The organism is Pseudoalteromonas sp. 2CM36K, from assembly GCF_023161865.1.
GTDB lineage: Bacteria > Pseudomonadota > Gammaproteobacteria > Enterobacterales > Alteromonadaceae > Pseudoalteromonas > Pseudoalteromonas tetraodonis.
Genome location: NZ_JALNTK010000004.1, coordinates 117,320 through 129,385, shown reverse-complemented (window position 1 = coordinate 129,385; position 12,066 = coordinate 117,320). Strand labels below are relative to the sequence as shown.

8 protein-coding genes and 2 pseudogenes are annotated in these 12,066 nt (G+C 40.8%); 3 read left to right on the top strand and 7 right to left on the bottom strand.

The genetic code is table 11. The features are described 5' to 3' along the window. Positions 1-65: 65 nt before the first annotated feature. Entirely contained in the window at positions 66-647 is a 582-nt protein-coding gene (locus MTN97_RS03785; protein ID WP_010388603.1) for a superoxide dismutase, read from the bottom strand. A gap of 264 nt (positions 648-911) precedes the next feature. Between MTN97_RS03785 and MTN97_RS03780 the strand changes: the two genes are divergently transcribed. Then, positions 912-1,250, top strand: coding sequence for a Grx4 family monothiol glutaredoxin (locus MTN97_RS03780; RefSeq protein ID WP_008113155.1), 339 nt, complete (start codon positions 912-914; stop codon positions 1,248-1,250). Between the two features lie 202 nt (positions 1,251-1,452). Here MTN97_RS03780 and MTN97_RS03775 read toward each other — a convergent pair. The 3 genes and pseudogenes from MTN97_RS03775 to MTN97_RS03765 all read right to left on the bottom strand — a co-directional run. Continuing rightward, a pseudogene (locus MTN97_RS03775) lies at positions 1,453-1,908 on the bottom strand (sensor histidine kinase); the annotation flags it as partial. Continuing rightward, positions 1,874-2,137 (bottom strand): annotated as a pseudogene (locus MTN97_RS03770) (ABC transporter ATP-binding protein); the annotation flags it as partial. The pseudogenes MTN97_RS03770 and MTN97_RS03775, both read right to left, overlap by 35 nt. Continuing rightward, positions 2,133-2,519, bottom strand: coding sequence for a hypothetical protein (locus MTN97_RS03765; RefSeq protein ID WP_248473719.1), 387 nt, complete (start codon positions 2,517-2,519; stop codon positions 2,133-2,135). The pseudogene MTN97_RS03770 and the gene MTN97_RS03765, both read right to left, overlap by 5 nt. Positions 2,520-3,221: 702 nt before the next feature. Between MTN97_RS03765 and gltB the strand changes: the two genes are divergently transcribed. Both gltB and MTN97_RS03755 read left to right on the top strand, forming a co-directional pair. Further along, the gene (gltB, locus tag MTN97_RS03760) at positions 3,222-7,679 is read left to right on the top strand and encodes a glutamate synthase large subunit (protein WP_036982359.1); all 4,458 of its coding nucleotides are present in this window, start codon (positions 3,222-3,224) and stop codon (positions 7,677-7,679) included. A 9-nt stretch (positions 7,680-7,688) separates the two neighbouring features. Beyond that, on the top strand, positions 7,689-9,104 hold the full coding sequence (locus MTN97_RS03755) for an FAD-dependent oxidoreductase (protein WP_138626306.1): 1,416 nt from the start codon (positions 7,689-7,691) through the stop codon (positions 9,102-9,104). A 223-nt stretch (positions 9,105-9,327) separates the two neighbouring features. Here MTN97_RS03755 and MTN97_RS03750 read toward each other — a convergent pair whose 3' ends face one another. From MTN97_RS03750 to MTN97_RS03740, 3 genes are all read right to left on the bottom strand, one after another. Continuing rightward, positions 9,328-9,645, bottom strand: a complete 318-nt coding sequence (locus MTN97_RS03750; RefSeq protein WP_248473718.1) for a hypothetical protein — start codon at positions 9,643-9,645, stop codon at positions 9,328-9,330. A 48-nt stretch (positions 9,646-9,693) separates the two neighbouring features. Next, positions 9,694-11,367 carry a DNA repair protein RecN gene (gene recN / locus MTN97_RS03745; RefSeq protein ID WP_248473717.1) on the bottom strand — a complete coding sequence of 558 codons (1,674 nt, stop codon included), beginning with the start codon at positions 11,365-11,367 and terminating at the stop codon, positions 9,694-9,696. 75 nt (positions 11,368-11,442) lie between these two features. Continuing rightward, positions 11,443-12,000, bottom strand: coding sequence for a hypothetical protein (locus tag MTN97_RS03740; RefSeq protein ID WP_248473716.1), 558 nt, complete (start codon positions 11,998-12,000; stop codon positions 11,443-11,445). Positions 12,001-12,066: the final 66 nt, after the last annotated feature.

Sequence of the window (12,066 nt, the reverse complement as noted above, 5' to 3'; positions counted from 1 at the left end):
CAAATAAAGTAGCGGACATAAAAAAAGACGCCTAAGCGTCTTTTTAAAGGTTAGTTTAAAACTAATTATGCGAAGTTAGCGTTCGCGAATTCCCAGTTAACGAGTGACCAGAAACCTTTAAGGTAATCTGGACGCACGTTACGGTAATCAATGTAGTATGCGTGTTCCCATAAATCCACGGTTAGGATTGGTGTAACACCTGCATCTGTTAATGGTGTTGCAGCGTTAGATGTATTAACGATATCTAGTGAACCATCTGCTAGTTTAACTAACCACGTCCAGCTTGAACCAAAGTTATTTACTGCTTTGTCGTTTAACGCGTCTTTAAATGCGTCAAATGAGCCCCATTTAGCGTTAATTGCATCAGCAATTGCACCTGTTGGAGCGCCACCGCCATTTGGAGATAGGCTGTTCCAGTAGAAAGTGTGGTTCCAGATTTGAGCAGCGTTGTTAAATACACCGCCTTCTGAAGAACATACGATCTCTTCAAGTGATTTACCTTCAAACTCAGTGCCTGGGATCAAACCGTTAAGTTTAGTCACATAAGTGTTGTGGTGTTTACCATGGTGAAACTCTAACGTTTCTTGTGAAATATGTGGCTCAAGTGCATCAATTGCATACGGTAGTGACGGTAGTTCAAATGCCATTTTTTATCTCCATCTTCTTTTGGTTGATAGTCTATTTAGTAATACGTAATGCCTGCGCAAACAGGGCACTTATCTATACCAAACAGGAATATAGTGTTACTATAATTGTTGAGTATTTTACTCAAGTTTTAGCAAACAGCAATGCTCTTGCTAAAGCTATTTAAGATTGAGGCTTTAATTGCCTATGTTAATTTATATATCTGAGGCCACAGTGAAACTTTTTCAAGGCCTAATGTGTTCGCTATCGTCATTTTGAGGTTGTAAATGGAAACCATCGATAAAATTAAACAGCAAATTGCTGAAAACCCAATCATCTTATACATGAAAGGATCACCAAAACTGCCTAATTGTGGTTTTTCTTCACAAGCATCACAAGCATTAATGTCGTGCGGTGAACCGTTTGCATATGTGGATATTTTACTTAATCCAGACATTCGTGCAGAGCTTCCTGCTTACGCTAACTGGCCTACCTTCCCGCAACTTTGGGTTGAAGGCGAGTTAATTGGTGGCTGTGACATTATCATTGAAATGTTTCAACGTGGTGAATTACAACCACTGATCACTGAAACAGCTGCAAAGCATAAACCTGCAGACGCTGAATAAGCGTTTAGGTAAAAAAAAGCTGCAATTTGCAGCTTTTTTTATGTCTATAAAGTATTTACTCATAGTTGCTTATACGATGACAGTACCGAATGAGTAGGCAGCTTTTCGCGGTTTTTACTTAGCTCCCTAGGTCATAAACTTCAGAACGCGATTGTATCATTTCTAAATTGGATGAGTTTTCAGCCTTAAAGCTAAACAACTCTCAAGGTAAACTTACAAAAACACTGATCCCGCCGACGTCCCGATTGTGTAGGCTAATTTGCCCATGGTGGGCTTCAATAATTTCTCGACACAGTGCCAAACCTAATCTACTTCCTGCCACCTTGGTAGAACAAAAAGGGATAAGCGCACTGGCCATAACTGTTTCACTCATGCCTTTTCCTTTGTCGCTCACATTAATATGAGTGCCGAGACTATCTTGTGTTACTTTTAAACTAATATGCTCTGCTAGCGACTCTGATTCATGTGCATTTTTCAACAGGTTAATGAGCAATTGTTCTATTTGGGTTTGATCGGCTTGTGTAGTGATGTCTTTTTGAAGGTCGAAATTAAATTGCCATTGGCTTTGTAATTGATCGAGTAATGAATGCCAGTCAACCGTCGTTATTATAGGTGGTGGAAGTTTAGCAAACCAACCATAGCCTTGAACGAACTCGTTTTTTAAGGTTTTGTGCACCTTGGTACAAGGTGAAATCAGCAAGTTGACCGTCTACAACTTGAATGTTTCGAGGGGCACGCAGAGCAAGTTCTGCATCATGGGTGACCATGACAATGGTTGCGCCATCACGATTTATTTGTTTAAGCAGCTCCATTACTTGACGAGCCATAAGGCTGTCGAGATTACCAGTTGGTTCATCGGCTAATAAAAATCGTAGCTCGCCCTCAAGACGAGCTAAAACAGTGTTGCTGCTTTAATTCGTTTGTGAACTTGGGGCTCTCAACCATGGCTATTACATCATTCAGTTTTACTGAGTCATCAGCATTTACCTTCAATGAAACAAAGCCTCGTTCAGGGCTGTAAACTTTTGGTGCTCTGGCGGCCACAATTTTACCGCTGGCTGCAGCATCGCGTATTAGCGATTGGCGCATCTCTGTGGCTATTTGTAGGCTTACTCTATAAACCGAGATAGTACCTTCTTGATCAGTATTTAATAATGCATATACACATAGAGCAACTAAGCCCACAATAAATATAAACAGCCTGATGTATTTTTTAAAATTTATAGGTCGTGAGATTTGCGTGTCTTGCCCGTTAGTGTCTTTAATCATTATTTGTTCTCTTTGCTTAGTGTTTTTCAAACACAGTAATCATTAGCGAGGCAATAAACAGAATAATTGGTGAAATTAAAAATAAGCCAATAGTAAACATTCAATGCCCTCAAAATTTATGTAGTTATGCGATATTCGAATAGCGTGCCATTTTTTATCTTGTTGAATTTAATTACTTTTTATTTTTAAACTTTCTTTTTATATGTCCGCGGACATAAAAAGTGTCCGCTGCGGGGTGAGATTACCTCAACGTAAAGCAAAGAAAGTTGATAATTAATGCATAGCATAAGACTAACGTGCAAATTCATTGAATAAACTATGTGCTAGTAAAAGTCGATGTAATTAAATGTCATGTTTAGATGTATTACGAATAAAGCAAAAATGATGGAATGATATTCGGTGAATAGTTATTCATATTTTGGCTCGTTTACGTTTACGTAAACTGCTTATTGTGAGGAGGCTTTATTTACAAGTTCTTAAAAATAACACCGGTGTCATTAAAGTTTTCGATCCAATATCTACTCAAATGTTAATATTTAGCATTGTTTTATGATTTTTAATGAAGTTGAAATATATTCAATATAATGAATATATATTCAGAAAGATATTGACTCAGGTTAGGAATAACGCTAATTTTGATCGTCTGTTAGCAAATCGTCGAGCCGTTCATCCACGTTAACAGTGCAGCAAGGGGAGGGGTCCATGTTATATGACTCAAAACTAGAAAAAGATAATTGTGGCTTTGGCTTAATAGCCCAAGTTAATAACAAAGCGAGTCACCGACTCATCCGTACGGCGATCACCGGTTTAGATCGCATGCAGCACCGGGGCGGTATATCTGCTGATGGTAAAACGGGTGATGGTTGTGGCTTGTTACTTCAAAAACCAGACAGCTTCTTTCGTGCTATTGCTGCTGAAAATAATTGGCATTTAGGTAAAAATTACGCCGTTGGGATGATTTTCCTCAATGCTGATCCGGTATTAGCACAAGCAGCTAAAGATGTTTTAAGCGAAGAACTAGAAAAAGAAACGCTTAATATTTTAGGTTGGCGTGTTGTCCCTACCGATCCATCAATGTTAGGACCTATAGCCCTAAAGCAATTGCCTGGGTTTGAACAAATTTTTATTAGTGCGCCTGAAGGCTGGCGTTCTAAAGATTTAGAGCGACGTTTATATGTTGCACGTCGTCGTGCAGAAAAGCGCTTGATGGATGATGAATCATTTTATATTGCGAGCTTATCTGGGCTAGTCACCATCTATAAAGGCTTAATGATGCCTGCTGACTTGCCAAATTTTTATCTCGATCTTGCTGATATTCGCATGACCAGTGCTATTTGTGTTTTTCATCAACGCTTCTCTACAAACACACAGCCTCGCTGGCCTTTAGCGCAACCATTTCGTTATTTAGCGCACAATGGTGAAATTAATACTATTGAAGGTAACCGTCAGTGGGCCCGTGCACGCTCTTATAAATTTGCTTCGCCGCTTATTCCTGATTTACAAAGCGCAGCGCCGTTTGTTAATGAAACAGGGTCTGACTCATCTAGCCTCGATAATATGCTAGAGCTGTTTTTAGCCGGTGGTATGGATTTATTCCGTGCGATGCGTATGCTGGTACCGCCAGCATGGCAAAAAAACCGTGCTATGGATGACGACCTTCGCGCATTCTATGATTTTAATTCTATGCATATGGAACCGTGGGATGGCCCTGCAGGGATTGTTATGTCGGATGGGCGTTTTGCTGCCTGTAACTTAGACCGTAATGGCCTGCGCCCTGCGCGCTATATCATTACTCAAGATGGCTTTATTACTTTAGCCTCTGAAGTTGGGATATGGGATTACACCGCTGACGAAGTGGTCGAAAAAGGACGTGTTGGCCCGGGCGAACTCCTCGTTATTGATACTAAATTAGGCAAAATTTGGCATTCAGATGAAATTGACCAAGATTTAAAATCACGCCACCCTTATAAGTCGTGGTTAGAAGAAAACGTTAAACGATTAACGCCTTTTGAAGCACTTACCGAGCAAGATGCGGGCAATCGCTCATTTGATGATGAAACCCTTGTCAAATACCAAAAGATGTTTGGCTATACTAACGAAGAGCTAGACAGCGTCATTCGTGTCATGGGTGAAAATGGGCAAGAAGCCACTGGCTCAATGGGTGACGATACGCCGTTTGCCGTACTGAGCGAAGGGCACCGTTCACTTTATGATTATTTCCGTCAAAAGTTTGCTCAGGTTACTAATCCGCCAATTGATCCGTTACGTGAAAACCATGTGATGTCGCTTGCAACGTGTATTGGCAGTGAGCAAAACGTATTTAATGAAACAACAGGGCACGCTAAACGCCTGCAATTTGATACGCCTATTTTAATGTACGCTGATATGCAGCAGCTACTTAACGCCGATGAAGCGCACTACAGCTATTGTAAGATTGATATTACTTATACCGTAGAAGAAGGCCTTGAGAATGCGGTAAAGCGCATCTGTGATGAAGCACAAGCAAAAGCCGCATCTGGCTGCATTATGCTGGTATTAACGGATCGTAACTTTGATGACAATCAATTACCTATTCCTGCTGCTATGGCGGTGGGTGCGGTACAAAAACGCTTGGTAGATAATAACTTACGCTGTGAGTCAAATATTATTATTGAAACTGGTAGCGTTCGCGATGCGCATCAATTTGCGGTACTACTTGGATTTGGTGCAACCGCAATTTACCCGTATTTAGCGTACGAGTCACTTGTGGCTATGAGCGATACCAAGGTAATTAATAAGTCATACAGTGAAGTTACACTGGCTTATCGTCAAGCAATTAATAAAGGCTTGTACAAAATCATGTCTAAAATGGGCATTAGTACCGTGGCTTCATATCGTTGTTCAATGTTGTTTGAAGCGGTTGGTCTATCGGACGCTATTGTTGAGATGTGTTTTAAAGGCGTGGCGAGTCGTATTAAAGGGGCGTGTTTTAGCGACTTTGATGACGATCAGCAAAGCTTGCATAAACTGGCGCTTAGTAAACGTAAATTATTAAGCCATGGTGGCTTGTTTAAATACGTTCACGGCGGCGAGTACCATGCTTACAATCCTGATGTGATTCAAACGTTACAAAAAGCAGTACGTAGCGGCGAGTACAGTGATTACAGCGAATACGCAAAGCTAGTTAATCACCGTCCAGTTGCGACTCTGCGCGATATGTTGACATTAAAGCTGCCAGAAAAGGGTATAAGCATTGATGAGGTAGAGCCTGCCACTGAGCTTTATAAACGGTTTGACTCAGCGGCCATGAGTATTGGTGCATTATCGCCAGAAGCGCATGAAGCACTCGCAATTGCCATGAATCGTTTAGGTGGCTGCTCAAATTCTGGTGAAGGTGGCGAAGATAAGCTGCGTTACGGTACAGAAAAAAATTCACGTATTAAACAAGTAGCCTCGGGTCGATTTGGTGTAACGCCCCATTATTTACGTAGCGCTGATGTTATTCAAATAAAAGTGGCACAAGGCGCTAAACCAGGGGAAGGCGGACAACTACCAGGTGAAAAAGTCACTCCCTATATTGCCAAGCTTCGTTACTCGGTACCGGGTGTGACACTTATTTCACCTCCGCCGCATCACGATATTTATTCTATCGAAGATTTAGCCCAGCTGATTTTTGACTTAAAACAAGTAAACCCGAATGCATTGATTTCTGTAAAACTGGTATCTGAACCGGGTGTTGGCACAATTGCAACCGGTGTAGCGAAAGCGTATGCCGACTTAATTACTATTTCAGGCTATGATGGTGGCACAGGTGCAAGTCCATTAACCTCGGTTAAATACGCTGGCAGTCCATGGGAGTTGGGACTTGCTGAAACACAGCAAGCCTTGGTAGAAAATGGCCTTCGCCATCGTATTCGCCTGCAAACAGATGGTGGTTTAAAAACGGGCCTTGATATCATCAAAGCGGCCATTTTAGGCGCCGAAAGTTTTGGCTTTGGCACAGGGCCTATGGTGGCATTAGGCTGTAAATACTTACGAATCTGTCACTTAAATAACTGTGCGACAGGTGTGGCAACACAAGACGAAACATTACGTCAAAAGCATTATCATGGTCTGCCAGAAATGGCGATGAACTACTTTAAGTTTATTGCTCAAGAAGCGCGCGAAATTATGGCAAGTTTAGGGGTTGCAAACCTAACCGATTTAATTGGTCGCTTAGACTTACTCGAAGCCATTGAAGGCAAAACAGCGAAGCAGCAAAAAATAGATTTATCAGCGGTTATCGCTCAGCCAAATAACCCAACGGGTGAAACTTTGTTTTGCAGTGCACCAAATAGCTCGCATTATTTAGGTGAGTTAAATGAGAGCTTACTTGGTAAGGCGCAAGAGGCAATAGATAACTCAAGTGGCATTTCATTAGTAAGTCGTATTTGTAATACCGATAGATCGGTTGGCGCTATGCTTTCTGGGTATATTGCTGATAAACACGGTAATCAAGGCATGGCCGCAGATCCAGTAGTTATTGAATTACATGGTACAGCTGGTCAGTCATTCGGTGTATGGAATGCTGGTGGCCTTGAAATGACTTTGGTTGGCGATGCTAACGATTACGTTGGTAAAGGCATGGCGGGCGGTAAGCTAGTTATTCGCCCACCACTGGGTTCGTCATTTGAAAGTCATAAAGCAACAATTATTGGTAATACCTGTTTATATGGTGCAACCGGCGGTAAATTGTTTGCAGCAGGATGTGCAGGCGAGCGTTTTGCTGTACGTAACTCAGGCGTGCAAGCCGTTGTTGAGGGCGTAGGTGATAACGGTTGTGAATACATGACCGGTGGCGTTGTGTGTGTACTTGGTAATGTAGGAGTGAACTTTGGTGCAGGTATGACCGGTGGTTTCGCTTACATTTTAGATGAACGAGGTGATTTTGAGAAACGCATTAACCCAGAGTTGGTTGAAGTGGTTACTTTAGATGACTTAAGTTCACATCAAGAGCATTTACGCGGCTTAATTGCTGATCATTTAGAGCTAACAGGCTCATGCAGAGCAGAAACTATTTTAGCTAACTTTGAACTTTATTTACCGATGTTCAAATTAGTAAAACCTAAATCAAGTGACGTAAAAAGTTTACTCGGGCACCGCGCTCGCAGTAGCGCCGAACTACGTGTTCAGGCGCAATAAGGGGGCAGTATGAGCGAAAATGTATATCAATTTATAGACGTGCAGCGTGTAGACCCACGCAAAAAACCAATCTCGTCGCGTAAAAAATCGTTCGTAGAAATTTATGAACCCTTTTCAGAAAATCAGGTTAATTCACAAGCGGATCGTTGCCTTGATTGTGGTAACCCTTATTGTGAGTGGAAATGTCCAGTACATAACTATATTCCACAATGGTTAAAACTGATCCGTACAGGGCGCATTTTAGAGGCCGCTGAGCTATCGCACCGTACTAACAGTTTGCCAGAAGTGTGTGGACGAGTATGCCCGCAAGACCGCTTATGCGAAGGCTCATGTACATTAGATGAAGAGTTTGGTGCAGTAACAATCGGTAATATTGAAAAATACATCACCGACACCGCGTTTAAAATGGGCTGGAAACCAGACATGTCCTATGTGACATGGACTGATAAAAAAGTTGCCATTATTGGCGCAGGGCCTGCGGGCCTGGGCTGTGCAGATATCTTAGTGCGTAATGGCGTAAAGCCTGTGGTATTTGACCGTCACCCTGAAATTGGTGGGCTGTTAACCTTTGGTATTCCTTCTTTTAAATTAGAAAAAGAAGTCATGCAAAAACGTCGTGAAATATTTACCGAAATGGGTGTTGAATTCAAGCTTAATGTCGAAGTAGGTAAAGACATTAGTATGGATGAAATACTTAATGAGTATGACGCCGTATTCTTGGGCGTGGGGACTTATCAGAGTATGCGAGCGGGGCTTGAGAACGAAGATGCACCGGGAGTGCATGATGCCCTGCCATTTTTAATTGGTAACACTAACCGTGTTATGGGTTACGATGAGTCTAAACAAGCCTGCATTGATATGGCAAATCAAAAAGTAGTGGTACTAGGTGGTGGTGATACAGCAATGGACTGTGTGCGTACCTCCATTCGTCATAACGCGTTAAAAGTAACGTGTGCTTATCGTCGTGATGAAGAGAACATGCCTGGTTCAAAACGCGAAGTAAAAAATGCCAAAGAAGAGGGCGTAATTTTTACTTATAACGTTCAGCCTAAAGGGATTGTACTTGATGACAAAGGTGCTGTAGCCGGTGTTAAAATGGTAAAAACTCAGCTTGGCGAGGCAGATGAAAACGGCCGCCGTCGCGCTGAGGAAGTACCGGGTTCAGAGCATATTATTGAAGCCACACAAGTGATTATGGCATTTGGTTTTAAGCCACATAAATTGGATTGGTTAGAGCAGTACGACGTAGAAATTAACCACTGGGGTGGTATTAATGCACCCGAGCAAGGTGAATTTACACATCAAACTACTAATCCTAAAATATTTGCTGGTGGCGATATTGTTCGTGGTTCAGACTTAGTGGTCACCGCTATATTTGAGGGGCGTAACGCTGCAGAAGGCATTATGGATTATTTAAAAGTGTAAATAATGCTTTTGTTAGAATGGAGTCAAAAGCAAACCTTCGGGTTTGCTTTTTTTATTTCCTCAGTTTTACAAACAAAGGTAAATATTTATGGTTCCATAGCCGGTGTTTAAGGTCTATAAAAAGGGACCTAGGTTTTGACCTAGCTATTTACAATTATAAGATTTTACAAATAAAAAAGCCCGCAATACATAGATTGTGGGCTTTTTTTAAACGCGCTGTTAGTTAATCCATCGAGAAGTGATCTAGGCTCGGTTTCACTCTGGCTTGTCGGCGTTTCACACTTTTATAGCAAATAACGTTACAAACAAGCTGTAGGCCAATAACTAACCAACTTAGTGTTATTAAGCCACTAATAGCTGTGCTGCTAAAAACTAACATAACAGCAATAACAATATGTACAATTAATGCCACATTTAAAAAGCGATATAAGCTCTGCTTAAATTGTGTATGTTTAAACTTACTAAAAACAGCCAAAAGTATACTGACAATCAGTAGCAGCCAGTTAATTACTAAGCCAAAATAAATGACCGTCGTTTGCATTAATGTATCCTCACCGTATCAAGGTAACGCACTGTAAAGCGATTCACTTTATCCGTGCGCTTTTATAAGCTCTTTTGCATTTGCTTTAGCTGTTTTGCTAATGTTATCACCACCCAGTAATCGAGCAATCTCATTTACTCGACCATCTTTATTCAATGCCAGCATATGCGTAAATGTTTCACCGTCTGCAATTTCTTTGGCAACAAAAAACTGCTGATGAGCGCTACTGGCCACTTGCGGTAAATGGGTCACACAAATTACTTGCGTAGACTTACCTAGTTGGCGCAGCAGTTTACCAACTGCAGCAGCTGTAGGGCCAGAAATACCGACATCTACTTCATCAAATATAAGTGTTGGAGTCGTTACTTTTTGGGCAATAATAACTTGAATAGCCAAACTAATGCGTGATAATTCACCACCAGAGGCTACTTTTGCTAGAGGTTGTAATGGTTGCCCTGGGTTTGTTGATACTAAAAACGATACATTATCAAAACCTAAACTATTAGGAGAGCGATCGGTATGTGCTGTAAGAGCTATTTCAAATACGCCATTTTCCATAGATAAGTTAGCCATACTTTCGCTGATCAAGCCATTTAGCGTGTTGGCGTATTGATGACGATTAGCACTTAATTCCTCACTAGCCGTTTGATAATCTTCAAGGGCTGCTGCAATTTCACCTTCAAGCTGTTCGAGGCGCGAACTATTACTGCTTATAGAGTCTAGTTCTTGTGTTACATTTTGATGAAACTCAACGAGCTCTTGTGGCTTTATATGGTGTTTTCTTGCTAAATCCATAGCGCCGCTGAGTCTGTTTTCTACTTCCGTTAAGCGAGTAGGATCTAAGTCAGCTTGTTCAGTATAATTGCGTATTTCTCTGCTTGCTTCTTCAACTTGAACCGCTGCTTCTGTCAGTAATGCTGCTACATTGGCCAGGGTTTCATCATAATGTGCAAGTTCATTAAATTGTTGTGCGCTGTGTTGTAAAAGAGAGCACGCATTTTGCTCATCACTTTCGTATAAATGTTGTAGCTCGCGCTGACAAGATTGCAAAATAGTTTGGCTGTTACTGAGCTTATAATGCTCTGCTTCTATTTGTTCAAACTCACCAGCTTGCAACGCAAATTCATCAAGCTCAGCCACTTGATATTCTAATAATTGTTTTTGCGCAGCTTGTTGTTGTTGTTGGTGTTCTAGTTGTTTAAATTCTTTTTGTAAATCAGCATAACGTTTATAGCGTTGGCTTACAGCATTAACTAGATTTTGGTGCCCGGCGTAAGCATCAAGTAGCTGTAATTGATGCTCTGCTTTTAATAGATGCTGGTGTGCATGTTGACCGTGTATAGAAATTAAATATTGGCCTAGCTCTTTTAGCTGTGCAGCGGTGACAGGGCTACCATTAATGTAGCTTTTGCTGCGGCCATTCTTGCAAACAACTCGACGAAGTAGACATTCGTTATCGTCATTATTAAGCATGTTCTCTTCTAGAAATGCATGAGCGTGTGGCAAATTGCTTAAATCAAATTGCGCACTTACCTCGGCTTTATCAGTGCCTGGGCGCACAGCTGATGCCTCTGCTCGTTCTCCAAGGCACAATGATAATGCATCAATGGCGATTGATTTACCTGCTCCCGTTTCACCGGTGATAGCGGTCATACCCGAATGCCATTCTGTGCTTAAATTACTTACGATTGCAAAATTTTTAATTTCTAAACCAATTAACATACTGTTCATCCATCCAGTGAATTAACTGTTAATTTATACAGTGTTTTGGTTTTTTGCAAATTAAATTTCTATATTTTAAGCAAGGCTGGACTCAATTAATGTTTTTTTTTCTTCATCAATAGGGAGGTTTTCATCGTTAAGGTCAATACTATCAACTGGTTGCGCTACGTCTTCAGTTTTTAACTTTAAAATTAGCGTAGGAAGGACTTCTTGATAAAAGTTTTTATTATATAAAATACCTTGAGCTGGTAACTCTGCTATAAAATATTGAGTGGTATCGGAAAAAGCTTGGCTGTTATTATTTTTATAGGTTTTTATTAGTTCTTCGTTAAGAATATTAATAAGTAAATCGCATAGCGACTCTAGCCTGTTTAAATTTTCATCAGTGTGTGGCTGTACCACAAAAAAATTACTGACAACGGCTTGAATTCGAGGAAGGTGTTTAGCACTAATGACTTTTGCATCAAGTAACTCGTTTAGTTTTATTTTTAAACGTGATTGAGTACTTGCTACGCGCTCGTTAAACAGCTTTTTCTTTGCTTCAATGGTTTTTTTTCGATTACTCTCAATTAGCAAGTAACTGCCAAGTAAAGTAATTAATAATAATAAAGCAAGAAATACTACATAACTCATTACTACTTTTTCCTGATGATATTTAAAACTTCTAGTCCAATATTTTGCGCTAAAGTTGCATATTTG

Coding starts and splice junctions, on each gene's coding strand:
- MTN97_RS03740 (WP_248473716.1), bottom strand. CDS start 12,000: ATGAGTTATGTAGTATTTCTTGCTTTATTATTATTAATTACTTTACTT.
- MTN97_RS03780 (WP_008113155.1), top strand. CDS start 912: ATGGAAACCATCGATAAAATTAAACAGCAAATTGCTGAAAACCCAATC.
- MTN97_RS03750 (WP_248473718.1), bottom strand. CDS start 9,645: ATGCAAACGACGGTCATTTATTTTGGCTTAGTAATTAACTGGCTGCTA.
- MTN97_RS03755 (WP_138626306.1), top strand. CDS start 7,689: ATGAGCGAAAATGTATATCAATTTATAGACGTGCAGCGTGTAGACCCA.
- MTN97_RS03785 (WP_010388603.1), bottom strand. CDS start 647: ATGGCATTTGAACTACCGTCACTACCGTATGCAATTGATGCACTTGAG.
- MTN97_RS03765 (WP_248473719.1), bottom strand. CDS start 2,519: ATGATTAAAGACACTAACGGGCAAGACACGCAAATCTCACGACCTATA.
- gltB (WP_036982359.1), top strand. CDS start 3,222: ATGTTATATGACTCAAAACTAGAAAAAGATAATTGTGGCTTTGGCTTA.
- recN (WP_248473717.1), bottom strand. CDS start 11,367: ATGTTAATTGGTTTAGAAATTAAAAATTTTGCAATCGTAAGTAATTTA.